We start from the raw sequence: 25,850 nt of genomic DNA, 5'->3' as shown, positions 1-25,850 counted from the left end.
GGGAAAAAGGATGTTGAAACTAGGATCTCACGTATCAATGAGTGGCAAAAAAATGTTGCTAGGCGCAAGTGAGGAAGCTGCCTCATATGGTGCAACAACATTTATGGTCTATACCGGTGCGCCACAAAACACTCGTCGAAAAGCGATTGAAGAACTTAATATCGAGAATGGAATGGCTCATATGAAAGAAAACGGTATTGAGGAAATCGTTGTTCATGCTCCGTATATCATCAATATTGGCAATACGACGAAGCCAGCGACATTTCAACTCGGAGTGGATTTTCTGACATCTGAAATACAACGAACAGACGCAATTGGTGCAAAGCAAATCGTATTACATCCAGGCGCACATGTTGGAGCTGGTGCAGAAGCAGGAATCAAAAAGATCATTGAAGGATTAAATGAAGTGCTAACAGCGGATCAAAATGTTCAAATTGCACTAGAAACTATGGCTGGTAAAGGTTCTGAATGTGGTAGAACTTTCGAAGAATTAGCTGCAATTATTGATGGGGTCAAGCACAATGATAAATTATCCGTTTGTTTTGATACTTGTCATACACATGATGCTGGTTATGATTTAGTAAACGATTTTGACGGCGTGTTAAATGAATTTGATAAGATCGTCGGTTTAGATCGCCTTAAAGTATTACACATCAATGATAGTAAAAATGAAAGAGGCGCTGCTAAAGACCGGCATGAGAATATTGGTTTTGGAAAGATTGGATTTAAAACTTTAAACTATGTTATCCATCATCCACAGTTAAAGGAAATCCCTAAGATTCTCGAAACCCCATATGTAGGTGAGGATAAGAAAGATAGAAAACCTCCATACAAATTTGAGATTGAAATGTTAAAGCAAAAAGAATTTGATGAGAATGTACTCGAAAAAATTATGCAAGCTTAAATCATACAAGACCAAGAAGTGTGCGAACTGCACAATTACTTGGTCTTGTTTTTATTTGAAATAGTAATTCTAAAAAATAGTGCTGTCAGAAAGTTTAATGAACCAAACTTTCAAGACAGCTCCGTTTTTTGTTAAGCATTCATTATCTTGAGATCGATTGGAACATGACTTGGATCGTTTGTGCAACTTGAGGGCTAGTAACAGCTTCAATTCTTTTTATAATACGATCTCTTTGCTTAACATCTGAAACATCAATTTTCTCTTGTCTAAGTATTCGAATGATTTGAGCAGCTTGCGCATCGGTTAATTGAATATTGTATTGTGATCCTAGGGCAATCAATTCTTCTGCTGATAGCGTATTCAGCTTATGGTTGATCATCTGTTGTAGAAAAGGATTCATGTCTTGTTCCCTCCTCTTGCATAATTTATGAAGAGGCGTTTGATTCTGTGCTTGTATGGTTTAGGTACAATCTTTGGGAGAAAAACTTTTACATTTGTAGTATTTTGACGAGATATGTCTAGGGATTTATTGGTTCTTGCACTAGGTATTGGAAGGATTATTTAGTATAATTAAAATACTATGTCAAGTATAGGGGTGCATACTATGCAATACTGTCAATCCGACAATACATTTGCAGCCTTTCAACATATAATGAATGACCTTACAGATGACCTTTATTTACTTGTGAAGTCAAATGGGTCCGTTATAGAATCTAATAAAGTTGCTCAATCGAAAATAATGATTGAAGGTTCAGTAAATTTCTATGATCTATGTTTGAAAGAGGACCAACCTAAAGCTTATTCTTTTTTAGAAGAGCTGTCGATTGAAGGCTCAGCCATTCGAACCCTTACGCACCCATCCAGAAGCGGTTGGATTACAGTAGAATATCGTGGAAAGTTATTAAATGATGAATTAGTACTCTTAGGTAAAGTTCAACAGAACGCTGTACAAAATTGCACAAAGATTAAATCGCTTGACTATAAACAGAAATACGAGAAAGAACATGAATTTCGAAAATTTATGTTTCGAGAACTAGAGATTGGCATTTTAACGGTTACCTCGACAAATGAAATTGATTGCTGTAATGAACGGATGAAATTATTTTTCGAATTAGAATCAGTAAATCAATTAATTGGTCAAAATCTTCTCCATTTGAATGCTCTCCACCCATTGTTATCTCAAATACAACAGATGACAATAGAAATCCGCTCAACAAAAATTGTGAATGAACGATTTTATTATGAAGATGATATTCTTTATCAGGTAAAAGGCATGTACTTTGAGTCTGATGAGAGTATTCGTTTTGTGTTGTACGATCGATCCCACCAACAACGATTTGAGAACTTATTGTTATATAAAAAGCAGATGGAATCAGTATCGCATTTAGCTGCTGGGGTTGCTCATGAATTGCGTAATCCTTTGTCGGTCATACAAGGGTTTATTCAATTGTCTTCAGTAACGAAAGATTTCAGTAAATATTATGACACGGTACTATCTGAATTAGCGAGGATGAATGAGATCATTGAGGATTTCTTATCTGTATCACGGAGAAAGATGCACAAACAGAAGGAGAGACCCGATTTAATTGTGAAATCATTGGTCCATATCATACAGTCTGAATGCTTATTACATAATGTGTATTTTGAACATGACGTTGAAGAATGTAATTTCTACAGTATGATGAACGAATCTATGGTTAAGCAGGTCGTTCTGAATTTATTAAGGAATTCCGTTGAGGCGTATCATAACATAGAAAATAATCGTTTTATCAAACTTTCAGGGTCTGTGACTTCAACCTGTTACGAAGTCATATTTAGAGACCAAGGGCCAGGAATGAATGAGACGATTCTCGAACAAATTGGTAAACCTTTTTTCACTACGAAAGAAAAAGGAAACGGCATTGGAATTGCTTTATGTAAGAAGATCATTGAGGATCATGGTGGAGAATTCTGTATTAGAAGTAAATTAGGCCAAGGTACTTCAATAAAATTCACTTTACCCTTAATCAATAAAAAGAACAGCTGAATCTCAGCTGTTCTTGTAAGCATGTTTTTAGGCTTTTCTATTTACATATAAAAGTGGAACACGAAATTTAATATGAATAAGGATGCCATGACATACATTGTTTTCGGCACTTGTTTGAATTGTCCAATTGCCATTTTAATTATGGGGTACACAATAAATCCAAAAGCCAAACCATCAACAATACTATAAGTTAATGGAATCAATGCGATAATCATGAAAGCTGGAAAGCTTTCAGTAAAATCGTCTAATTGAATATACTGTATGGACTGCATCATAACGCCACCAATTACAATAAGTACTGGTGCAATTGCAGCATCCGGAATTCCTGAGAGTACAGGGATTGCGAAGATTGATAGAATGAACAGTAATCCAGCAACAATTGCTGTAAGTCCAGTTCGACCACCTTCAGCTATTCCTGATGCACTTTCAGCAGTCGATATAGTTGGACTTGTGCCAAACATACCGGAAAGCACACTTGAAAAAGCGCTAGACTGGAACGAACGATCGAATTTGTCTTCATTTGGGAGCATTCCGTGCAGTAAACCCATATTCTCTACAATAAGGATCAGTGCAAGTGAAAACGATGCAATCCAGAAATCCATCGTGATCCAGCTAGTCAAATCTGCTTCAAAAATGAGAAGTGATGTATTTCCCTTCATTGGTTGAGCTTGTGGCGTCAAGTCCAAGAAATACGCAAGCACTGAAATCAAAAGTACAGATAGGATGAACCCACCCTTAATTTTCTTCACAAAGAAGGTTAGACAAATTATGAAACCTAGTAATGCGAGTAAAGTGGATGGTTCGCTTAAGTCTCCTAATTTAACAAATGTATCTGGGCTCTTTTCAACGATTCCAGCTTTTTGTAGACCGATGAAGGCAAGGAATAAACCAATACCAACCGTGATTCCATGCTTTAAGGAGTCTGGAACTGACTTTGATAAAAGTGACTTGATAGGTGTAAAGGCAGCAATACAAAAAAGAATACCTGCCATAACGACTGCGCCTAGGCCTTCTTGCCACGTTAATCCCATTCCTTGCACAATTGTATAAGTGAAAAACGCATTAACGCCCATCCCTGGGGAAAGAATGATCGGGGCATTAGCGTATATTCCTATAAAGAGACACGAAATGATGCTGACTAGAATCGTCGCCATAAGAGCTCCGTAATAAGGAATACCTGCATCCGCTAAAATGAGCGGATTGACAATAATAATATAACTAATTGTGAAGAAAGAAGTAATACCAGCAACTAGCTCCTGCTTAATTGAAGTACCATGTACGGAAAGTCGAAACCAATTTTCAATAAATTGTTTCATCAAAAACCTTTCTTTCTAATAAATAACCCTCTCCCACCCATGGCATAATTTTATATACCACGATTGTTAATTATAGCGATTTTTTCATGACTTTCAAGTGTGCATGATATAATAACTATACAAATACATTTTCGAGGAGTGACCTATGGTACAACCAAAACAACATAAAAGAGAAAGTATTGGACATCTGATCTACCGATTGGTCATGATCATTCTTGGAGCTGGTTTAGCAGCGGTTTCGATTGAACTATTTCTCATACCGAACAAAATTATTGATGGAGGCATTATCGGGGTTTCCTTGATACTGGATTATCTTTCTCCACTCAGCTTTTCTGTGTTGGTAATCCTTTTAAATTTGCCGTTCATGTTTTCAGGGTACAAGCAGATCGGAAAGACATTTGTTGTTTCTTCTCTCGTCGGTATATTGAGTTTAGCTATATTTGAGCCTCTCCTTCATGGCTTAGAGCCATTTACAAATGAATTGATTTTAGCGACCGTATTTGGAGGTTTAGTTCTCGGTGTCGGGGTAGGTCTTGTCATACGACACGGGGGTTCGCTAGACGGTACAGAAATTTTCGGAATTCTAATCTCGAAAAAGATTCCATTTTCTATCGGGGAAATTGTGATGTTTTTGAATATATTTGTATTTGCTTGGGCAGGATTTGTTTTTGGTCCAGAAAGAGCCATGTATTCAATCCTTACATATTACATAGCCTTTAAAACGATTGATACGGTTATTCAAGGACTAGATGAAACGAAAGCCGTTTTAATCGTGTCTGATCACTATGAAGAAATATCTGGTGCAATTCTAGACAGGCTTGGACGTGGTACAACTAAGTTAATGGGTAAAGGTGGTTATACCGATGCTCAGAAAGAAGTCATTTATGCTGTAATCACCAGGCTGGAAGTAACCAAACTTAAAAACATTGTTCATGATATCGATAAAAATGCATTCATTACAATTATGAATACCCAAGAAACGAAAGGCGCGAAATTCAAATCACAGATTCATTAATGGAGGAACTGTAAAATAATGGCTACTTAACCCCATTTACTTGATTTGCTCACCTCATTCATCTATGATGAAGGGCGTGTGTCAAACTACCTAAAAGTGAATGGGGTGTTTTCATTGCGAAACAAAAAGCATTTATACATTCTCTTTGGTGCTTTTATGTCATTAATCATGGCATTATCATATACGTTTTTACAAAATCATACTTTGAAGCAAAAGCTTGAGAAGAAGAAGGAACAAACTTTACTTTTGGAGTCAGAAAAGGACTATCAACAAATGGTCTCGTTTTATAAAAAAGAACGCCAAAGTAAAAAGCCTCAAGCCAGCGGTTTTGTCGTCAGAAAAGAAGCGCAGAAGCTTGCTAAACAATTTCACAAGCACAGTGACGGAAGGTTTAAAGAAGAGTGGGGACAATTTCTAGTAACAGAATCGTTAAGAAATGATGTAGACCCTTATATTGTATATGAACTACTACGTGTTGAAACGGGTAACAAATTTGATCCAACCTTAGTAGGACCGAAGACGAAATATGGACGAGCATATGGAATGGCTCAATTTATGGAAAATACTGCACCATGGATCGCAGAGATGGCAGGCATGGAATATGAAAGCAAAGAGCAGTTATTTAACCCATATTATGCGATTCAGTTATCCATTGTATATTTGGATTATCTTCATGCCAAATATGATGATTGGGATAAAGCTTTAACCGCATATCATAGAGGAATGTATGGACTTGAGAAATATATTCAAAAAGAAGGCCATGCAGAAAGCTGGTATGCTAAAGAGATTCAACAAAAAGCAGAAAAGCAAGAATTAATTGCCGTAGGTGATAAGTAAAAGCTACCGGTAATGTACTGACCACAAAAAGGTATTGTGGTCAGTTTTTTTTAATTCAATTTACTTTACAAAATTATTGAGTAGGATATACTAGTGAAAGTAAATCGTAATCATTCCTATGTAAGGTAGATTAATGAAAGGGGATCACGATGAAATCATCTGTCGTATCCATTAAAGATGTATCATTTAGTTACCAAGATCGGAACGTGTTAGAACATATAAATTTAGAAGTGCCTGAAGGATCATTCCTAGCATTACTAGGTCCAAATGGATCAGGTAAATCTACATTAATTAAAATATTACTTGGTCTTAATCCTTTACAAACAGGACAGGTCGAATTATTTGGTGTGAATTTACGGAAATTTAAAGCCTGGAACAAAATCGGATATGTCTCCCAGAAAGCGAATAGCTTCAATACTGGATTTCCTGCTACTGTATTTGAAGTCGTATCGATGGGGTTATTCGGTAAAATTGGCATGTTCAATTTCATGAACAAAGCACATAAAAAACGTGTGAGGGAAGCGCTTAAGACCGTCGGGCTAGAAGAGTATGCAAAGCAGAATATTGGAGAGTTGTCTGGTGGGCAGCAACAAAGGGCTTTTATTGCAAGAGCACTCGTTAGTGATCCTAAATTATTAATTCTTGATGAACCAACCGTAGGAGTAGATGCTTCTTCTGTTGAGGACTTTTATGAATTGTTGAAACGATTAAATCAACAATATGGAATCACTTTATTGCTCGTCACGCATGACATGGGTCCAGTTACAAACTTGGTTACCCACGTCGCTTGCTTGAACAAGAAATTGCACTTTCACGGAAACACGACTGAATATGAAAGAATGGACAACAGAGACTTGTCAGCTTTTTATGGTCACCCTGTGCATGCAATGGATCATCATCACCATGATTAAGAGGAGTTTATTATGATTGAGGACTTTATACAATATGACTTTATTCGTAACGCAACATTTGTCGGCTTGATGATTGGATTTCTTGCACCTTTACTTGGTGTTTTTATTGTAGTAAGAAGGCAGGCGTTAATAGCAGACGCGCTTTCCCACATCACATTAGCAGGCATAGCCGCAAGCTTACTTGTCAGCAAACAAGTCCCTGCTTTTAAAATGCTGAATCCGGTCTATCTTGGGATGGCTTTTTCGGTTACGGGATCTGTACTTATTGAGCGACTTAGAAGAGAGTACAAACATTATCAAGAACTGGCAATCCCTATCATTTTGTCAGTCGGGATTGGATTAAGTGTCATATTTATTTCATTAGCAAATGGATTTAACACTGATTTATTCAATTATTTATTTGGAAGTATCATTGCAGTTGATGCTTCGGACGTGTGGATGGTCTTAGGTATATTAATTGTGGTAACAACAGCAATCATATTGTTTTATAAAGAACTGTTTCTGCTCTCATTTGATGAGGATCAAGCTCAGGTTGCGGGAATCCGATCAAAGTCTATACAGTTCTTATTTATGGTTATGGTTGCACTCGTTATTGCGGCGTCCATGCGTATCGTTGGGATCTTACTCGTATCTTCTTTAATCACATTGCCTGTTGCTGCAAGCATTCGGATTGCAAAAGGGTTTAAACAAACGATTTTTATATCGATTTTGTTTGGAGAAGCATCGGTCATTGCTGGTCTTTTCACAGCCTATTATTTTGATTTAGCACCAGGAGGAACAATTGTACTATTCGCTGCACTTATTTTATTACTTGTGATCATTTGGAAAAAATATAGATATGCATTTCGTTCTGTGGAGGGAAAGAAATGAATGTTTCTGAAGCACTTAAAATCTTAAAGGATCATGGGTACAAATATACTCGTAAGCGAGAATTGTTTTTGGAGCTATTTGCCAGCGAACGTCGTTACTTAACGGCAAGGGAAGTGTTGGAGTATTTAAAACCAACATTCTCAGGGCTTAGCTTCGATACAATTTATAGAAACTTATCTGTATTTACAGAACTCGGAATACTTGAGGAGACTGAACTGGATGGTGAGAAAAGATTTCGATATTCTTGTATGATGCCAGGACATCATCACCATATGATATGTCTTACCTGTGGCAAGACAAGTGCTGTGAAGGCGTGTCCCATGAACGACATCGAATCAGATGATTTTCAGATTACAGATCATAAGTTTGAAATTTACGGGTACTGCAAGGAATGTCATTGACCATATATTTAAATGCCAATACAATACATTCATGAAAAGTTGGTGAAAGAGGCACTCTAACCGATAAGGAGGAGATCTTATGCCAACAGTAAAATGTAATGTAGCCAACTGTGTTTATTGGGGCGAAGGGAACAACTGTCAAGCTGACTCGATATTAGTTGAAGTTGACCAACATGCAAACGAAGATTATGATATGTCTGCCTCTGGTAACTTGATCGAAGATGCTTTGCATAAGGATCAAGCCAGACATAATGCTGAAACATGCTGTCACACCTTTCGTTCAAAACATTAATTTCTTAAAAGGATGATATTAGATATCATCCTTTTTTCGATATTCAGTTTGATGAGCAAAGACATCTGAAAATCTTATGCGATGTAAATTTTACCGCATTGCAATAGACAGGTTTAGTAATCATTGTCATTATGAACGGCGTATCCATAGCGAATAATAAGAAGGCTCCTTAACTTTTCTAAAGAAAGAGAGGGATCCTGATGGAAAATAATCGATACGATCGTGAAGAAAGAACTCACCGAGAGTACGACAATGATTTTATGGAAGAAACTGCTGCAGAGGTACTCCCTCTTCCAGAGCAAGAACGCGGATACGAAAACAATACGAATCGCGACCGTGATTTTGAAGAAGGTTCAGATGAACAGAACGAGGGTAGAGGTGTAGGGTATTTCGCGCTTGCACTTTCAGTCCTATCACTGTTCTTCCTTCCTGTATTGTTAGGGGCCGCTGGGATCATCGTTGGATTTTTTGCAAGAAGACGAGGAGCAAGCACAACAGGAAACTGGGCAATTGGGCTAGGAATAGCATCTATTGTCGTCAGTCTAATCTTTGTCCCATTCTTCTAACATTTAGAAGGCAGTTGAAGCTGCCTTCTTTTTTTTTGATGCAAAAAGCCACAAAAAAAGCTGACCCTGAGGCCAGCTTTGATGAATTAAACTTTTTCAGCTTCTTCTGCTTCTTTTGCTTTCTTTGCATGATATTCTTCAGCGAGTTTGTCGACTTCCTTCTTGAGCTCCTCGACCATGATATCCTCTGGTATTTTTCTAATGATTTCTCCGTGGCGGAAGAGTAATCCTTCCCCGCGGGCACCTGCAATACCGATATCTGCTTCACGCGCTTCACCAGGACCGTTTACCGCACATCCAAGTACAGCAACTTTTAAAGGCGCTTTAATATTTGAAATATATTCTTCGACTTCGTTCGCAATAGAAATGAGGTCAATTTCAATTCGGCCACATGTAGGGCATGAAATGAGTGTTGCAGCATTCGATGCTAAACCAAATGTCTTTAGTAATTCTCTTGCAACCTTAACTTCTTCAACAGGATCTGCACTTAATGAAATTCGGACAGTATTTCCGATCCCTTTGTGAAGAATAATCCCTAGTCCAGCTGCACTTTTAACTGTTCCAGCAAAGAGGGTTCCTGACTCCGTAATACCTAAATGCAAAGGATAGTCGAAGGCTTTAGATGCTTTTTCATATGCTTCAACAGCTAAGTTGACATCAGAGGCTTTCATGGAAACGATAATGTCATGGAAATCTAAATCCTCAAGGATTTTGATATGGCTTAACGCACTTTCTACCATTCCATCAGCTGTTGGGTATCCATATTTCTCTAGAAACTTCTTTTCAAGAGATCCAGCATTGACTCCAATTCGAATTGGAATGCCTTTTTCTTTAGCTGCTTTTACAACAGCTTCCACTTTTTCTTTTCGTCCAATGTTACCTGGGTTAATTCTAATCTTATCTGCTCCGCCTTCGATTGCCTTTAGAGCCATCTTATAATCGAAATGAATATCAACTACAAGAGGGATGTTAATACGCTTTTTAATTTCTGCAATGGCTTCAGCATCTTCCATCGCTGGACATGCGACTCGGACAATCTGACAGCCTGCTTCTTCTAATCGTAAAATTTCTGCGACAGTTGCTTCTACATCATGTGTTTTTGTTGTTGTCATACTTTGTACTACGACTTCATTGTTTCCGCCAATCGTTAAGTTACCGACTTTGACGGGTCTTGTTTTCGTACGGTGAGTTATTTCACTCATATATTATCGCTCCTTTAAGGACGTATAATTCCTTCTTTAACGACTTCATTTTAGCAATGATTTGAAGGTTTTGGCAAGGAAATGTATTTATTGAAACGGCTTTGTTAAATGTTATTGTTGATTTCTTAGACATTCACTCGATTTAGAACCATTTTCAAAAGGTAGTTGTTGGGTCTCGCCTGGTTCGCTAGTCCTGCAGGACAAGGAACGCTTAGGCAGCGTTATATCGCACGGAGAAAATGCGAATTTCATTTTCGAGGAGTCTCGTGAATTATGCTTCATCCACTTTTACTAATAGAAATCAACAGTATTCTCTAACAGAGCTATTGAAATAAAGGGAAGCGATAGGATTGATTAGCTTTGATTGCATGAGCTGATGTTCCGGGGTTCAATTCTTCAAAATTTTTCACTGCCGTATCTATTGAAACAGGAAGGGAACCATTATGGACCCTTTCCATTATAGTAAGCATTGTATCACCAGGTTGAACGACGACTTCTTTATAAGCTGGTACATTTATTTCTCCAGAATAAGCGGCATTGACTGGAATCGCATCGTTTTTTGCAGGTAAAGTTCCAATCTTCAAATCAAAGTAAACACTGTAGAACAAAAGAAATGCCAGAAACGCAATGCTAAACTTCTTCATAAACTTCGCCTCCGCATATTACGACTTACCTCATACATATGCTTGTCCACTACTGTTCATGCGAGATAATAGAAAATATTGGTCATATGGCTAAATAGCTTGTAAAATAAAGGTAGGACCTACAGAAAATCTATGAACACACGTATGATATAAGGAATTCTTACTTAAAGGAGAATACAATTATGAAAATAAAAAAATGGTTAGTATTAGCACTCTTAGCAGTATTCATCATACCGGGCGTCGCATTAGCAGATGCTGCCCCAGGAGACAACATCGTAACTTTAGGAGAGGACCTGACTGAGCAACAAAAGCAAGATTTGCTTAAAGAGATGGATGTATCAGCGGATGTTGAAACCATCACAGTAACGAATGAGGAAGAGCATCAATATCTTGGAGAATATATTTCAAAGGCTCAGATTGGTTCTAAAGCCATTTCTTCTACAAAGATCACAATTGGTGAGAAGGACTCTGGACTTAATGTTGAAACGAATAATATCAACTGGGTAACAGAAGAAATGTATGCGAACGCTCTTACTACAGCAGGCGTTACTGATGCAGACATTTATGTAACAGCTCCATTTGAAGTTTCAGGTACTGCAGCATTAACAGGTATTCTTAAGGCCTATGAAGTTAAAGCAGATATAAAGATACCAGAAGAGAAAAAGCAAGTTGCCAACGAAGAAATGGTGAAGACGGTTAAGTTAGGTGATCGAGTAGGTGCGGACAAAGCTACTGAATTGATGACCAAAATCAAACAAGAACTAGCCGATAATCCTGTTGAAACTGAAGAAGACTTAAGAGCACTTATTAAAAGAGTCGCCGAAGAAGTTGGTATCAATTTAACGGAAGAAGAATTGAATGGACTTGTGTCATTATTTAATAAGATGAAAGATATGAACATTGATTGGGATCAAGTGAAAAGTAATCTAGAAAACGTTAGAAACAATCTTAGTGAGTTTCTGAATAAAGAGGAAACGAAAAGCGTAATCAGAAACATTCTTGACTTCTTTATTTCTTTAATTGAAGCATTAAAAAATCTGTTTAAATAAACACACACTACTTTAGAAAAGAATACAATCACCGAAGAATCAAAAGAAAGAGGGCTGACCTGCCATGTTGATCATGCATAGTCAGCCCTCTTTTTATTTCATTTTGTGGTTTAGGTTATTTGTCCTCGGGTACTCTAGGAACAGGTACATGTTTTACAATTCTTGAAAGTATGAAGACCGCAACGGCCCAGTAAATAAAGAGTTGTCCTGGAAACATAATACCGAGCGACTCTAAAATCGCAAATAGAATGGTCGGAAGGGTTACTGCATATGCAGACATAATCCAGAGTTGACGGTAAGGTATATTCTTTCTTTTCATCACATTTTTTACGATTAAACCTATAAGTGCAAGAACTGTAATTCCGATGAACTTAAGAGCAGTCATGAATATATAGGCTGCAATAATTGCCACACTGATAATCAGTGGTAACAAACTCTTAGCTCCATCAAGTAGGTTTGTTATGTCTTCCTTATTAAAGTTCATATCACCCATCATTGTGTAATCTAACTTTTCAACAGATGAGTTCGTGATGATATAGGTTTCATCCTGAAAGATTGCAACCACATCTGAATATTTGTCAAGATCATCACGTGTAACCTGACCAGTCGTATCAAATATAAATGTTTGTTCTTTGTCTTCATAAATTATTGGTTTATCAATATCAGAGGTGATCTGTTTATCTTTGAATTCAAAAGCAGGTAGCTCATCATTGATTACTGTTTCAAAGTTATTTACAAAGCCAGAGATCATTAGTCCCATATTCGTTCCTAAGAAGATGAACGCGAACAACATCATAATAAATACATAGCCGATTGTTTTACCGATTTTCTGAAAACGAAAGGCTGCCATGTCTTTTGGTGAGTAGAAACTTACAGTGAATTGCTTAAATATATTCATGATTTTCCCCCTTAAATACTCTAGATTCATTGTATCTTTACTCTACGATACGGACAACCTAAAAGTTGCATCGATATTGAGAGGAAATAATCGGTCTATGAATTAATTACAAAAAAATTAAATCACGTTAAAAGTCTTTACAAACCTAATGAAGTTGGTAATAATGAATGGGGCAAATTATGTCGAAAATTAAGCGTAGGGGTTGAATGATTTGGATTTAGACATTCAAAAGATGATATTTGAATTCATTGGTGGACTTGGTATCTTCCTATTTGGTATTAAATACATGGGAGATGGTCTTCAGAACTCAGCGGGTGATCGATTAAGGGAAATTCTAGATCGTTTTACATCAAACCCGTTCATGGGTGTACTTGCAGGTATTATTGTTACAATCTTGATTCAATCAAGTTCTGGAACGACCGTGTTAACTGTTGGACTTGTGAACGCAGGGTTTATGACCCTCCGACAAGCAATCGGAGTCATTATGGGGGCCAATATTGGTACAACTGTAACAGCCTTCATTATCGGGATTGAAATTAAAGAATACGCCTTACCAATTCTAGCTGTTGGTGCATTGCTACTATTTTTCTTTAACTCCAAGAAAATTAAATACATTGGACAAGTGTTCTTTGGATTCGGTGCACTATTCTATGGATTGGATTTAATGGGTTCTGGAATGAAGCCATTACGTTCTCTTGAAGCCTTCCAGCAACTGACGATTGATATGTCAAATAATCCAATATTAGGTGTAGTTGTAGGAACTCTATTTACAGTTATTGTCCAGAGTTCAAGTGCGACAATCGGAATCCTACAGGAACTGTATTCTCAAGGAACCGTCACTCTAGGTGCAGCATTACCTGTACTGTTTGGTGACAATATCGGAACTACGATTACTGCCGTATTAGCAGCAATTGGTGCTAGTGTAGCTGCGAGAAGAGCAGCACTAACCCATGTCATTTTCAACTTGTTAGGTACAGCCATATTCTTATTACTGCTCGTTCCATTTACATCGTACGTAGAATATTTGGCTGAAGCATTAGACTTGAACAATAAAATGCAAATTGCATTTGCACATGGTTCATTTAACTTTGCTAACACAGCCATACAATTTCCGTTCATCGGATTATTAGCTTATATCGTTACGAAGTTAGTCCCAGGTGATGATGTAGAAATTGAATATAAAGCAAAACACTTAGATCCTATTTTCTTAGAACGCTCGCCTGCAGTAGCGCTCGGACAAGCTAAACTTGAAGTCCTGCGGATGGCAGATTACGCTAAGAAAGGATTACATGAAACCTTTACTTATCTTGATACGAAGTCGAAAAAGAACGCTGAAAAAGCTGCTCAGTATGAAGAAGCCATCAATAATCTTGACCAAAGGATTACGGATTATTTAGTTCAATTGTCTTCTTATACACTTTCAGCTCAAGATTCAGAACAACACTCAATCTTAATGGATTCTGTACGTGACATCGAGCGAATTGGTGATCATATGGAGAACATTGTAGAACTGGTTGATTATCAAATGACGCATAAAGTGGACTTGTCTGAGACTGCATTGAAAGATCTTAATGAAATGTTTGAACTTACAATGTCAACGATTGATGAAGCATTCCACGCAATGGACGAAAATGATAAAGAGAAAGCAAGAAAAGTTGTAGATATGGAAAACAAGATCGACAAAATGGAAAGAACGCTTCGTAAGCAACACATCCTTCGCTTGAATGAAGGTAAGTGTACAGGAGCTTCTGGTATCGTATTTGTTGATATTATTAGTAACCTAGAACGTATTGGTGACCATGCAACTAATATTGCCGAGTACGTGTTAGGAGAAGAAGAGTAGAATGACTGTATTAGCTTGGGTCATAATTTCGACCTTGTTTGTGTTAGCATTTGTGGGATTGATCTATCCGATCATTCCCTCCTCTATTTTTTTAATTGCAGGCTATTTCGTCTATGGATGGATGTTTGATTTCGGACCACTGACCTGGGTGTTTTGGGTCATTCAAGGCATACTCGTCATCCTTCTTTATGTAACTGACTATGCGAGCAATTTTTATGGTGTCAAAAAAAGAGGCGGAAGCAAATATGCAATATGGGGTAGTACAATTGGGCTTTTAATTGGACCATTCATAATTCCGGTGATCGGTATATTGATTGGACCATTTGTAGGTGCGATTGTAGGTGAACTCTTACATCAAAAAGGCGATTTTAAGCAAGCAGTTAGAGTTGGTATCGGCTCATTGTTAGGCTTTATTGGTGGAACAACCGTTAAGTTGATCATCCAAGCAGGTATGGTTATATATTTCTTAATAAAAGTTTTATAAGATTATTGCAAGCAGGGACAGAACATGATATATTATTTCTTGTCCCTGTTTTTACATTTTCGGTTTTGAAAAAACAGATTGACAATACATAATTAAAGTGTTATTCTAATTCTTGTCGTTAAAATTATATTATTCCACAGTAGCTCAGTGGTAGAGCTATCGGCTGTTAACCGATCGGTCGCAGGTTCGAGTCCTGCCTGTGGAGCCATGGCGGTGTAGCTCAGCTGGCTAGAGCGTACGGTTCATACCCGTGAGGTCGGGGGTTCGATCCCCTCCGCCGCTACCATCTTAATTTTAATAACTAGTCATGGCGGTTGTGGCGAAGTGGTTAACGCACCGGATTGTGATTCCGGCATTCGTGGGTTCAATTCCCATCAGCCGCCCCATTAAAATTACAGAAAACTACATATCGTTTTGGACCCTTAGCTCAGTTGGTCAGAGCAGTCGGCTCATAACCGATTGGTCGTAGGTTCGAGTCCTACAGGGTCCACCACTAAACCAATTTAGCACGGAGGTATACCCAAGTCTGGCTGAAGGGAGCGGTCTTGAAAACCGCCAGGGGCTTAACCGCCCGCGGGGGTTCGAATCCCTCTACCTCCTCCATTTTCATTTAAGCCTTTCTCAAACTATTGAGAGAAGCAATCTAGAATAGTATTATCGACGCGGGGTGAAGCACGTAGGAATAAGCTACGTAGCATAAACATCAGCGTACAGATTGAGCTGCTACTTGGTACTCATTCTGAAATCTGGACGAGGAACATGCAGTACAATCATCCCATCATTGGGTGAACATCATCCGTAAACATTTATATCGGCGCGGGGTGGAGCAGTCTGGTAGCTCGTCGGGCTCATAACCCGAAGGTCATAGGTTCAAATCCTATCCCCGCAACCAATTTTAGTTCATTGCACTACGTCGAAATGACATCTTGCTCAATGAACATATGGAGTACCCGAAGGGGTAAAACTTACAACGTTAAATTACATAATTTGGCTCGATAGCTCAGTCGGTAGAGCAGAGGACTGAAAATCCTCGTGTCGGCGGTTCGATTCCGTCTCGAGCCACCATTATAAACTTCTTTGATATAAGAGGTTTTTTTATTTGCCTAAATTTCTTACAATCAGTATATCTTTTAACAAGAAATTAGATTCCCACCACATATCGAGCGAAAATCCTCCCAATAAGTTGTGAAAAAGGGTTAATCCCAACATATCGAGTCGAGCGAAAATCCTCCAAATAAGTTGTGAAAAAGGGCTAATCCCAACATATCGAGCGAAAATCCTCCAAATAAGTTATGAAAAGACGCTAATCCGTGCATTCTCTATTTTTGAATAAATTCTCATCTATATCACTCCTGCAGGATCATCTTTCAGTGTTTAAAAATTGAATCAGTCGGGTAAATTTGATATTGTTAATCTTAGAGGCACATAAATCGTGCTTTTGTATTACATACCTTTATAAGGAGGAGATTTAATTGGCAAAACACGAACTACCTGCACTTCCGTATGAGTTCAACGCACTTGAACCACACATTGACGAAGAAACGATGAAAATCCACCACGGTAAGCATCATAATGCATATGTAACAAAGCTTAATGGTGCACTTGAAGGGCACGCGGATTTACAAGATAAAAGCATCGAAGCGTTAGTAAGCAATTTAGATGCTGTACCTGAGAACATTCGCACAGCTGTCCGTAACAATGGTGGAGGACATGCCAATCACACATTGTTCTGGCAAGTACTTAGCCCGAATGGTGGAGGAGCTCCTACAGGTGAATTAGCTGACAAAATCAACTCTAAGTTTGGTAGCTATGACCAATTTAAAGAAGACTTCGCTGCAGCAGCAGCTGGTCGATTTGGCTCTGGTTGGGCTTGGCTAGTTGTGAACAATGGTGAACTTGAAATTACAAGTACGCCAAACCAAGACACTCCGTTAATGGAAGGTAAAACACCTATCCTTGGACTTGACGTTTGGGAGCACGCTTATTACCTGAACTATCAAAACCGTCGTCCTGATTACATTTCAGCATTCTGGAATGTGGTTAACTGGGATGAAGTTGAAAAGCGTTATAACGAAGCTAAATAATTTTATTTTAAGGAACCACGGGTATTCATCCCGTGGTTCTTTTTTTTGTAAACAGGCTTGTACCTTTATAGTCATATATGGAATTTATTGAATAGTTAGGACATGCAACTAACACCTCTATTACTGTAGGACATACAACTATAAGTAGTGACTATAAAGGAGGAGGAAAGTTTGACTTTTCCAAATGATGTTCAATATACCTCGATACCATTAGGTGCGGGGTTCTATTTTGATGTTACAGGTGATATATCCCCCAAAAGGGTGGACTTAGTTGGAGATCAGTCGAATCCGTCGTTTTTAATGGCCTATGATGGAACGAATGTATATTTCCGATTACGATTGCGAGAAGATCCTAGAAATAGACAAAAAACAGGTTTCAGGAATAATGCATGGGGAGTTCTTTTTAATACAGGCGGTCAAGCAGGTACTTACCAATGGATGCTTAATGTGGATGGAAGAAAAGAACAGGTGAACCTTATTCAAAACACGATTGAAAAGGTGAACTCATGGAATGACCGAGCTGAAGGAACGAACGGAAGAGGGGCACCGAATTACTCAACACCAATCATCAATTTCGATGTTGCGAGAGTGACTCCCACAAATACAAGATTTGGGAACGATGATAATGTATTTCTAGACTTCTTCATTCCCGCCAAAATTTTATTCGACTTCTTGAACATTACAGAAGAAACACCATTGCAATTAGTGTCGTTTACGGCTACGAACTCTAACAGATATAATAGAGACTCCTTGCGTGTAAGTGAAGGCTTTCAGTTCGAGGATGCGTTTTCTGATCCGATTTCCATTGAAGATACTGATGTAAGGGCGAAATTGGATTTAAGAAAAGTCTTATTAAGTGGACCTACATCTGTATCGGCTGGTACTGAAGCAGAATATACAGCACGATTAATCGTTGAAAATAAGGGAAGAAGCAATGCAACGACTGTAAGTTTAAAGGATGTTATACAGTTTGATATACTCAATACTTTTTCTATCACAAATACTTCAACGGGACATCCAACTTTCAATCATCAAACGAAAACGCTTAGTTGGGAGATTGGGAAACTAGCACCAGGTGCAACCGCTGTCTTAGATTTTGAAATGAGTGGTTTTTTTAACACAGCAGGTGAAAGAACTTTAGAAACTGCCACTGTTAATGGAACGGACGGTGAAACTGGGAAAGCTTTACGTCCAGATTCTATAACTACCAAGATTAATGTTGTTGCAAATGGTGGAGTCGTAGGGATCGTGAACGATCAATCGACTGGGTTCCCGCTTTCAGGAGTCGTTGTTGAATTGAAAGATGGTGCAACGACGATTGCGACAACTACTACAAATACAAATGGTAAATACACCCTTACAGGTATACCACCTGGGTCCTATACGATTGAATATTCAAAAGTGAATTATCTTACCAACATTCAGAGTGTTTCAATCACCTCTGGGGTCATCACGCGAAAAGATGTTTTCCTAACTGAACTAACAGGAAGTATAAATGGTACCGTTACGAACTCTGGTGGCGGAGCAATTAATAATGCAACTGTCCTGTTAGTAGACACCTCTGGAAATATTGTTGATGATACAACTACCAACATTGCGGGTTCATACTCTTTTCCTTCTATAAGTGCAGGACAGTATTCAATCCAAGTGACTGCAACTAACTTCCAATCTGCAACTAAAGGCGTTAAAGTTACCGCGAATAATACATCTATTGTTAATTTCGTATTAGAACCAAATCCCGGTACAGTGCAAGGTGTAGTTACTTCAGAAGGTTCGCTCATTAGTGGCGCTCTTGTAGAAATATTGAATACTGCAGATTCAGTGGTCACCCAAACGACAACAAATGCTTCAGGAGAATATGTCGTGGATGATCTAGCTCCAGGTGATTATAAACTGAGAGTCAGTAAAGAACTCTTCATGACAGAAGTACTTGGATTTAATTTATCAGCTGGAGAGACAGAAACACTTAATGTAGAATTGAAACCTAATCCTGGAACACTGACTGGTAAAGTTACAGATTCTGAGACAGGTGATCCACTATCCAATACAACAGTACAAGTAACGAATGGAACTGGAGTCACAGTTGGTACAACAATGACAGACATAAACGGAGACTATACACTCACAAGATTAGCGCCTGGTTCCTATACTGTTACATTTATTGCGATAGGTTATGGTTCACAATCTATAGGTGCTAAAATACAATCCAATCAAACAACTACATTGAATGTTGAAATGAAGCAACTCGTTGGAGCGGTTTCTGGTACAGTTACCGACACAGGTACCAATCCTATATCTGGTGCCTTGGTAGAGATTTTCTCAAATCATATACTCATCGCATCAACCTCAACAGATGGCAATGGAAGCTATATTATCAATAACCTCACACCTGGAGCCTATACAGTAAGTGTTTCTAAAGAGAATTTTGGAACGGAAACCGTTGGCGCATCGGTATTAGCGAACGAAATCACCACTGCAAATGTCACTTTAACCCCTAATCCAGGTATCTTGACTGGTACAGTAAGTACTTCATCAGGCGATCCCATTCAAGGTGCGGTCATCACAATTAAAGATCTAAGGACAGGTGCGAATATCACTCAAGTCGTGACGAATAATCAAGGGGATTACACAGCACTTGGTTTGGCTCCTGGAGACTATTCTGTCTTCGCGCAAGCTGAGGATTTCCAGAGTCAACGAAAAGGAGCAATCATCCAATCCGGTCAAACGACGATAACGGACTTCACATTAGTTGCAAATCCTGCAAGTGTCACAGGTACAATCATAAACGCAACTACAGGATTACCAATCACAGACCTCATGATCGAAGTGAAAATTGTTGATACATTCGGGAATGTTGTGACATCTACATTTACAGATTTAAATGGACAATATGAGGTCAATAACCTCATGCCAGGAATATATGGAATTCTTGCCAGTGCGCCGAATTTCCAAACGAACTCCGCATCAGTAAAACTTCTACCTGGCCAATTAACAAATGTAAATGTGACTTTAACGCCGGAACCAGGTACCATAATCGGCACGATTACTGACACAGGTGGGAACCCGCTATCAAATGTATCCATCACCATTGTCGATGATACAGGCTTCATAGTAGGCACTGTTTTGACAGATACGAATGGAAACTACGTATTCAACGGACTGGCTCCAGGGAACTATACCATCACATCCATTGCTGCAGGCTTTCAATCATTATCAACAGGAGCAATTGTCCAATCCAATGAAACCACAGTCGTTGATCAAAGCTTGGTTAGTAATCCGGGCTCCATCTCAGGAACGGTCAGTCCGGTTGTTGAGGATACTTTAATTACATTAAGTACTTCTGATGGCATCCCAATTGCTTCTACATTGACAAATACAAATGGGAACTTCCAATTTAATAACCTCCAACCAGGACAATTCATATTGACTGCTTCAGCACCAAACTATCAAACCTCTACCGTTGGAACTACTGTTGTATCTGATCAAACAACATCAGCTACACTTACGATGATTCCAAATCCAGCAGAAGTAAGCGGATTTATAACTGATAATTCGGGTTCACCAATAACGAATGCGACAATTCAAGTTTTAGATGAAAATGGAACAGTATTGCAGACAGGTGGATCGGACCAAAGTGGGCAATATGTGATAAGTAATCTCCCTCCAGGTTCATTTACAATTGTCGTGAATGCACAAGACTTTTCTTCTGCAACTGGAGGAGTCACATTAGAACCAGGTGAAACAGTTACGGATGCAAACTTCGTCCTCCTACCAGATCCTGGGTCAATTGTTGGTACCATTATCGATACAGACGGCGACCCTATTTCAGGCGCAACGATTATCATACGTACTGCCGATAACCTTCAAATTAGATCGACGACAACGAATGAATTCGGTGAATATCTTGTTGAGGGAATTGCACCAGCGTCATATACAGTAGTGGCTACTGCACCAGATTTCTCTACAAATTTTGTCGGTGTAATGGTAAGTAGTAACCTTAGTTCTATAGCTAACATTATATTGACGAGTACGATAGGAGATATTGTGGGTACAGTTGTAGATGAAAATGGTGACCCGATTACAGGTGACAATACAGGCATTAAGATCTTTGATAATAGTGGTGCACTTCTGCAAACACTTGTTGCGAATGTAGATGGTACCTTCTCAGTTTTAGGTCTACAACCTGGTCAATATTTGATCAATGCTAGAGCTACGAACTATGCTGCTAATTCTGTGTATGTCACTGTTATTGCGAATGAAACAGAAACGATTACGATACCGCTATCCTTATTACCAGGAACGATAACTGGAAGAGTATTCAATACCTCAACATTAAATGGTATAAGCGGAGCTGTTCTTACGCTCACGACCACGGAAGGAATTCCAATCGCGACCACCATTACCGGTATGAACGGTGATTATACAGCTAATAACATTCCACCAGGTACTGTCAACATCAGCGCAGTTGCAGAAGATTTCGGAGCTAACGCTGTCACGGCGGTTGTGGGACCTAACGAAACGACCACTGCGAATATTGGATTGACTGAAAGTCTAGGTTTTCTCACAGGTTATATTACAGATATTAATACAGGGAATGCGATTTCTGGGGCGGTACTTCTGATTGATAAAAATGGCGCTCAAATTGCAACGATTACGTCTAATGGATCAGGACAGTTTTTAACCCAAGGGTTGAGTCCAGGCGATTACACAGCGGTTGTAGCTGCTGATAATTATACGTCTCGGACGGCGAGCTTTACGATTTTACCAAATAAAACGACAACCCTTAGTTTTGCACTCTCTCCTGAGCCTGGAATCGTTCAAGGTCGAATTACGAATTTCAATACGGGGGATCCAATTATAGGAGCGACAATTGCGGTCCGTTCGTTGTCCCCAAGTGGTCCAATTGTTGCGACTACAATAACGGGTGCAAATGGGGAATACAACGTAGCAACATTAGCTCCTGGTACGTATACGATTGTTGCATCAGCCAACCGATTCGGAGCTGCAGAGGCGACAACCATTGTAGAATCGAATCAAACGGAGACAGTAGATGTTAAATTGGTGCCTAACCCAGGAGCAATCGAAGGGACGATTTCTAACTCGAATACAGGCACACCATTATCAGGAATACTAGTAGAAATCTTTAACGTAGATGGGATTTTGGTGTTTTCTACAAATACAGATGCAAATGGTTTCTATCAATTTACAGGGCTTCCCCCGTTGCAATTTAGAGTTGTGACTAGTAATCCAGAATTCCAAACAGAAGAAGTAGGTGTATTGGTTGTCTCTGATGAAACGACGATTGTAAACTTCGGTTTAGAACCTAATCCTGGTTCAATATCTGGGACGATAACAGACGCCGAAACGGCAACAAGACTCGTTGGTGCAGAGGTCCTTGTATTTTCAGCACAAGACATCGTACCCATTGCAAGAGCGCTAACGGACGGGTTAGGACAGTACACAATAACTGGACTCGTACCTGGTACGTATACGATTGTAGTGAATGCAGTTGGATATACTGAAAATTCTACTGGTAGTACGGTATTAGCGAACGAAACAACGACCACGAATTTATCCTTGATAAGTGAGTCTGCTGGCGTTTCTGGGACTGTCCTTGGTACTGACGGAAAACCATTTAAGAATGCGGTTATTAAGATCATTGATAGTAATGGAGTAGTTGTTGGTACAAGTGCAGTGAACGCTAATGGATTTTATTCAATTGGTGGGTTGAGTCCAGGGACGTACTCGATACGTGTCGCTGCACCAGATATTGCATCTCAATCTTCAGGTATCAGTTTAGTAGCAAATGAAGTGAGAGAAGTGAATTTTGTTCTTCGGGTAAGTCCTGGGACGATATTTGGGAAAGTTACCGATCAGACAACTGGAGAACCAATCGTGGGAGCAAATGTCAATATCCTGGATACGAATGGATTGGTAATTGCGACGACAGCGACGAATACGTTAGGCAACTATTTTGTCGACCGATTGGCAGCAGGAAGTTATACAGTTTCGGTAACAAAAAGCTCTTATGCTAAGCAAACGAAAGGGGCAATCGTTAATACTGGCGAATTGACAAATGTCAATATAACTTTATCTAAGTCTATGGCATCGATATTCGGTATTTTACGGGATAAGGATGGAAACAGGCTAGAATCAATAGTGACCGGAATCAGGTTACTTGACAACAAGGGTCTACTCTTACAATCAATAGTCGCTTCACCAAATAGTGATTTCAGTTTTCTTAACTTGAGTCCCGGCCAATACCTGATCAGTATAAATGCAGAAGGATTCCAAACCAAAGTTGTACCCGTGACTCTAGTTGGAGGAGAGACAGAGGAACTAGATATCACCCTATTCAGGGAATCAGGAAAAGTTATTGGTCGAGTATTGAACGAATCCACAGAAGTTGGAATTGCAGGGGCAACCATCATTGTGAAAGATTCAGCGAACAATCTTGTAACGACTAGTACTTCAAATGAGGATGGAAACTTCAATGCTGAAAACCTCCCTATAGGTTCTTTATTTATAACAGCCTCAAGGGTAGGTTTCGGAACAAAGTCTGTAAGTATTATGGTTGAATCGAATGAAACAGTAGCAGCGACTATTCGACTGACTCCGAACCCAGGGAGTATTGAAGGTACGGTAACAGAAGAGGGTACAGGTCAGCCGATTTCAAGTGCTAATGTGCAACTGTTCAATGGTGACGTTACGTTGTTTAGTACTGTCATGACCCAACCTGATGGTAAGTATCTTCTAACGAACTTGACTCCTGGTGTGTATGAATTAGCTGTAAGCCGTCAGAATTATGGAACGAAGATTGCTGGAGCAATCGTAGTAAGTGATGAAAAGACGACACTGGACTTCAGGCTGCCTTTGGACCCAGGAAGTTTAAGTGGAGTTGTAACGAATCAGGTGACTGGAGAAAGGGTACCAGGTGTTAACGTTCTATTGAGGTGGTTAAGTCCAGATGGAGAGCAACTTGCTTCGACTTTGACGAATGAAAAAGGCGAGTATTTATTTGAGGGTTTGACACCAGCTATTTATACGGTAGTAGCATATGGTGGCGGCTTTGGGAGCGACATTGCTTCTATTACAGTTCGTCCAAATCAAAGGACTGTACAAAATCTTGGCATCTTTCCTCTACCTTCCACTGTTAAAGGACGGATAACTGATGCCGATACAGGTATGCCAATACAGCATACGTTTGTCAGGCTCATCGCTTCAAGTGGTACGATTGTTCAACGGACAGAGACAGACTCTTCTGGAAATTATATGATTCAGGGGTTTGACCCAGGGGATTATACAGTGGCTGTGAGAAATGAAAATTACGGATCCTTTGCCAAAAGCTTTACAGCAGAACCGCTCGGGACACAAATTCTAAACTTTGAATTGGAAAGTGCATTTGGATCTGTTACAGGTAAAGTGAAAGATGAAACAACGCAATCGTTTGTCTCCGGCGTCTCCATCATTGTGTTAGATGAAAATGAAGTTCTCATTGCGAACACCCTCACTGATCAAAATGGAAATTACTTGATTAAAGGGCTAGCTCCTGGAACTTATTCTATAAGAGCGCTAGCTGAAGGTTGCGATTCAGATGCAAAGCGAATGACCATCGTTGCAGGAGAGACAACGATCATTAACTTCTTATTAACCCCAGATCCTGCAACTGTCAGAGGGAATGTAACTGATACAAAAGGAAATCCTCTTAATGACGTCAGTATCAGAGTATACAATGTTGATGGATTGCTTGTGAACTTGGGAGTGACAAGTAGAGAGGGGGAATATGTAATTGGTTATCTTCCTGGGGAAACATTGACCTTTACTGCTTCTTTACCAGGGTTTGCGCCAGAGACAAAAGTGGTGGACGTACCACCGAATAGTAATCTTATCATTAATTTTGTTCTAGGCGTCAGTGATCCTGGTTCACTACAAGGGACTGTTACAGATGCAGCTACAGGTGATGGAATTAGTGGTGCGACAATTGCGATTAGAAGAAATAACGTAATAGTAGCAGAGGGCTTAACAGACACGAATGGACGTTATTCCATCAATGAATTAGCAGAAGGGGAGTATACAGTTTTAGTATCCGCGGAAGGTTATGAGACAGCTGTTGATCCGATCTTCTTGGACCAAGGAGAAACTTTGACAAAGAATTACGCATTAGAAGAAACTGCCCCTCCAACACCAGTAAGACCCAATCAATATTTATTGTTTGATTGTAAGACCGGTAAACCTCTCATGTTAGATGGAAGTACAAAACCAACTGTTTTCACATTACTTTGTGTAGATGAGAAAACGGGTTGTGGCACCTTCTCCTATAAGAGTAGAAGAGGTGAAATTAGAATTCTTCTAGTCTGTATAGAATGTTTTAGGCTTGTGCCAGTAAATTAGTTTCTTTAAAACGATGGGAGTGATCCCTTCGTTTTTTTTTTTTGCCTCAGATACATGGACTAAGTTGTTTAACTACTCACTTAACTTTCTCAAAGTGAAATACGGATTCGGGACTAC

The 25,850-nt window shown here is 39.1% G+C and carries 19 protein-coding genes and 7 tRNA genes; 21 read left to right on the top strand and 5 right to left on the bottom strand.

Going from position 1 to position 25,850, the window contains the following annotated elements; all coding sequences use genetic code 11:
• The first annotated feature begins 10 nt into the window (after positions 1–10).
• Complete coding sequence (locus tag L2716_RS09435) at positions 11–904, top strand: deoxyribonuclease IV (protein ID WP_236333971.1); 894 nt, start codon at positions 11–13, stop codon at positions 902–904.
• Between the two features lie 142 nt (positions 905–1,046).
• Here the strand turns inward: L2716_RS09435 and L2716_RS09430 are convergent, their stop codons facing one another.
• Positions 1,047–1,304 carry a DUF2624 family protein gene (locus L2716_RS09430; protein ID WP_236333970.1) on the bottom strand — a complete coding sequence of 86 codons (258 nt, stop codon included), beginning with the start codon at positions 1,302–1,304 and terminating at the stop codon, positions 1,047–1,049.
• Positions 1,305–1,508: 204 nt separating this feature from the next.
• On the opposite strand from L2716_RS09430, the gene L2716_RS09425 reads away from it, so the two are divergent.
• Positions 1,509–2,930: an ATP-binding protein gene (locus L2716_RS09425; protein WP_236333968.1), complete on the top strand. Its 1,422-nt coding sequence runs from the start codon at positions 1,509–1,511 to the stop codon at positions 2,928–2,930.
• A gap of 41 nt (positions 2,931–2,971) precedes the next feature.
• On the opposite strand, the gene L2716_RS09420 is transcribed toward L2716_RS09425, so the two are convergent.
• On the bottom strand, positions 2,972–4,246 hold the full coding sequence (locus L2716_RS09420; protein ID WP_236333966.1) for an NCS2 family permease: 1,275 nt from the start codon (positions 4,244–4,246) through the stop codon (positions 2,972–2,974).
• 145 nt (positions 4,247–4,391) lie between these two features.
• On the opposite strand from L2716_RS09420, the gene L2716_RS09415 reads away from it, so the two are divergent.
• From L2716_RS09415 to L2716_RS09385, 7 genes are all read left to right on the top strand, one after another.
• Positions 4,392–5,261, top strand: coding sequence for a YitT family protein (locus L2716_RS09415; protein ID WP_236333964.1), 870 nt, complete (start codon positions 4,392–4,394; stop codon positions 5,259–5,261).
• 114 nt (positions 5,262–5,375) lie between these two features.
• Complete coding sequence (locus L2716_RS09410) at positions 5,376–6,098, top strand: lytic transglycosylase domain-containing protein (RefSeq protein WP_236333961.1); 723 nt, start codon at positions 5,376–5,378, stop codon at positions 6,096–6,098.
• Between the two features lie 149 nt (positions 6,099–6,247).
• Positions 6,248–7,009 carry a metal ABC transporter ATP-binding protein gene (locus tag L2716_RS09405; protein ID WP_236333959.1) on the top strand — a complete coding sequence of 254 codons (762 nt, stop codon included), beginning with the start codon at positions 6,248–6,250 and terminating at the stop codon, positions 7,007–7,009.
• A 12-nt stretch (positions 7,010–7,021) separates the two neighbouring features.
• A complete protein-coding gene (locus L2716_RS09400) occupies positions 7,022–7,879 on the top strand; it encodes a metal ABC transporter permease (protein WP_236333957.1) in 858 nt (285 codons plus the stop codon).
• On the top strand, positions 7,876–8,280 hold the full coding sequence (locus tag L2716_RS09395; RefSeq protein WP_236333955.1) for a Fur family transcriptional regulator: 405 nt from the start codon (positions 7,876–7,878) through the stop codon (positions 8,278–8,280). The genes L2716_RS09400 and L2716_RS09395 overlap by 4 nt, the downstream gene beginning before the upstream one ends.
• 79 nt (positions 8,281–8,359) lie before the next feature.
• Positions 8,360–8,572, top strand: a complete 213-nt coding sequence (locus L2716_RS09390; RefSeq protein ID WP_236333954.1) for a DUF1540 domain-containing protein — start codon at positions 8,360–8,362, stop codon at positions 8,570–8,572.
• Positions 8,573–8,772: 200 nt separating this feature from the next.
• Positions 8,773–9,138 (top strand): DUF4190 domain-containing protein, encoded by a 366-nt coding sequence (locus tag L2716_RS09385; RefSeq protein ID WP_236333952.1) that lies wholly within the window; start codon positions 8,773–8,775, stop codon positions 9,136–9,138.
• A gap of 86 nt (positions 9,139–9,224) precedes the next feature.
• On the opposite strand, the gene ispG is transcribed toward L2716_RS09385, so the two are convergent.
• Both ispG and L2716_RS09375 read right to left on the bottom strand, forming a co-directional pair.
• A complete protein-coding gene (ispG, locus tag L2716_RS09380; protein ID WP_236333950.1) occupies positions 9,225–10,340 on the bottom strand; it encodes a flavodoxin-dependent (E)-4-hydroxy-3-methylbut-2-enyl-diphosphate synthase in 1,116 nt (371 codons plus the stop codon).
• A 323-nt stretch (positions 10,341–10,663) separates the two neighbouring features.
• Positions 10,664–10,984 (bottom strand): LysM peptidoglycan-binding domain-containing protein, encoded by a 321-nt coding sequence (locus L2716_RS09375; RefSeq protein ID WP_236333949.1) that lies wholly within the window; start codon positions 10,982–10,984, stop codon positions 10,664–10,666.
• A gap of 182 nt (positions 10,985–11,166) precedes the next feature.
• On the opposite strand from L2716_RS09375, the gene L2716_RS09370 reads away from it, so the two are divergent.
• Complete coding sequence (locus L2716_RS09370) at positions 11,167–12,033, top strand: DUF1002 domain-containing protein (protein WP_236333946.1); 867 nt, start codon at positions 11,167–11,169, stop codon at positions 12,031–12,033.
• A 115-nt stretch (positions 12,034–12,148) separates the two neighbouring features.
• Here the strand turns inward: L2716_RS09370 and L2716_RS09365 are convergent, their stop codons facing one another.
• Complete coding sequence (locus tag L2716_RS09365; protein WP_236333944.1) at positions 12,149–12,931, bottom strand: DUF1189 domain-containing protein; 783 nt, start codon at positions 12,929–12,931, stop codon at positions 12,149–12,151.
• A gap of 211 nt (positions 12,932–13,142) precedes the next feature.
• Here L2716_RS09365 and L2716_RS09360 point away from each other — a divergent pair, with 211 nt between their 5' ends.
• The 11 genes from L2716_RS09360 (at position 13,143) to L2716_RS09310 (ending at position 25,733) form a co-directional block, all read left to right on the top strand.
• Positions 13,143–14,774: a Na/Pi cotransporter family protein gene (locus L2716_RS09360; RefSeq protein WP_236333942.1), complete on the top strand. Its 1,632-nt coding sequence runs from the start codon at positions 13,143–13,145 to the stop codon at positions 14,772–14,774.
• Between the two features lies 1 nt (position 14,775).
• Entirely contained in the window at positions 14,776–15,258 is a 483-nt protein-coding gene (locus L2716_RS09355; RefSeq protein ID WP_236333940.1) for a DUF456 domain-containing protein, read from the top strand.
• Positions 15,259–15,391: 133 nt separating this feature from the next.
• A tRNA-Asn gene (locus L2716_RS09350) sits at positions 15,392–15,466 on the top strand.
• Between the two features lies 1 nt (position 15,467).
• Positions 15,468–15,544 (top strand) — tRNA-Met (locus L2716_RS09345).
• Between the two features lie 24 nt (positions 15,545–15,568).
• Positions 15,569–15,644 (top strand) — tRNA-His (locus L2716_RS09340).
• A gap of 30 nt (positions 15,645–15,674) precedes the next feature.
• Positions 15,675–15,751, top strand: a tRNA-Ile gene (locus L2716_RS09335).
• A gap of 17 nt (positions 15,752–15,768) precedes the next feature.
• Positions 15,769–15,861, top strand: a tRNA-Ser gene (locus tag L2716_RS09330).
• A 212-nt stretch (positions 15,862–16,073) separates the two neighbouring features.
• Positions 16,074–16,150, top strand: a tRNA-Met gene (locus L2716_RS09325).
• Positions 16,151–16,247: 97 nt separating this feature from the next.
• Positions 16,248–16,323, top strand: a tRNA-Phe gene (locus L2716_RS09320).
• A 407-nt stretch (positions 16,324–16,730) separates the two neighbouring features.
• Positions 16,731–17,342: a superoxide dismutase gene (gene sodA, locus L2716_RS09315; RefSeq protein ID WP_236333938.1), complete on the top strand. Its 612-nt coding sequence runs from the start codon at positions 16,731–16,733 to the stop codon at positions 17,340–17,342.
• Between the two features lie 171 nt (positions 17,343–17,513).
• A complete protein-coding gene (locus L2716_RS09310) occupies positions 17,514–25,733 on the top strand; it encodes a carboxypeptidase regulatory-like domain-containing protein (RefSeq protein WP_236333936.1) in 8,220 nt (2,739 codons plus the stop codon).
• Positions 25,734–25,850: the final 117 nt, after the last annotated feature.

Origin of the sequence: Pseudalkalibacillus berkeleyi (assembly GCF_021608225.1) — a bacterium.
Classification (GTDB): Bacteria; Bacillota; Bacilli; order Bacillales; family Fictibacillaceae; genus Pseudalkalibacillus; species Pseudalkalibacillus berkeleyi.
This window is presented reverse-complemented; position numbering and strand designations above follow the sequence as displayed.

Excerpts from the sequence above, each read along its gene's own strand:
- L2716_RS09435 (WP_236333971.1), top strand. The coding sequence starts at position 11 with ATGTTGAAACTAGGATCTCACGTATCAATGAGTGGCAAAAAAATGTTG.
- L2716_RS09430 (WP_236333970.1), bottom strand. The coding sequence starts at position 1,304 with ATGAATCCTTTTCTACAACAGATGATCAACCATAAGCTGAATACGCTA.
- L2716_RS09425 (WP_236333968.1), top strand. The coding sequence starts at position 1,509 with ATGCAATACTGTCAATCCGACAATACATTTGCAGCCTTTCAACATATA.
- L2716_RS09420 (WP_236333966.1), bottom strand. The coding sequence starts at position 4,246 with ATGAAACAATTTATTGAAAATTGGTTTCGACTTTCCGTACATGGTACT.
- L2716_RS09415 (WP_236333964.1), top strand. The coding sequence starts at position 4,392 with ATGGTACAACCAAAACAACATAAAAGAGAAAGTATTGGACATCTGATC.
- L2716_RS09405 (WP_236333959.1), top strand. The coding sequence starts at position 6,248 with ATGAAATCATCTGTCGTATCCATTAAAGATGTATCATTTAGTTACCAA.
- L2716_RS09400 (WP_236333957.1), top strand. The coding sequence starts at position 7,022 with ATGATTGAGGACTTTATACAATATGACTTTATTCGTAACGCAACATTT.
- L2716_RS09395 (WP_236333955.1), top strand. The coding sequence starts at position 7,876 with ATGAATGTTTCTGAAGCACTTAAAATCTTAAAGGATCATGGGTACAAA.
- L2716_RS09390 (WP_236333954.1), top strand. The coding sequence starts at position 8,360 with ATGCCAACAGTAAAATGTAATGTAGCCAACTGTGTTTATTGGGGCGAA.
- L2716_RS09385 (WP_236333952.1), top strand. The coding sequence starts at position 8,773 with ATGGAAAATAATCGATACGATCGTGAAGAAAGAACTCACCGAGAGTAC.
- ispG (WP_236333950.1), bottom strand. The coding sequence starts at position 10,340 with ATGAGTGAAATAACTCACCGTACGAAAACAAGACCCGTCAAAGTCGGT.
- L2716_RS09375 (WP_236333949.1), bottom strand. The coding sequence starts at position 10,984 with ATGAAGAAGTTTAGCATTGCGTTTCTGGCATTTCTTTTGTTCTACAGT.
- L2716_RS09370 (WP_236333946.1), top strand. The coding sequence starts at position 11,167 with ATGAAAATAAAAAAATGGTTAGTATTAGCACTCTTAGCAGTATTCATC.
- L2716_RS09365 (WP_236333944.1), bottom strand. The coding sequence starts at position 12,931 with ATGAATATATTTAAGCAATTCACTGTAAGTTTCTACTCACCAAAAGAC.
- L2716_RS09355 (WP_236333940.1), top strand. The coding sequence starts at position 14,776 with ATGACTGTATTAGCTTGGGTCATAATTTCGACCTTGTTTGTGTTAGCA.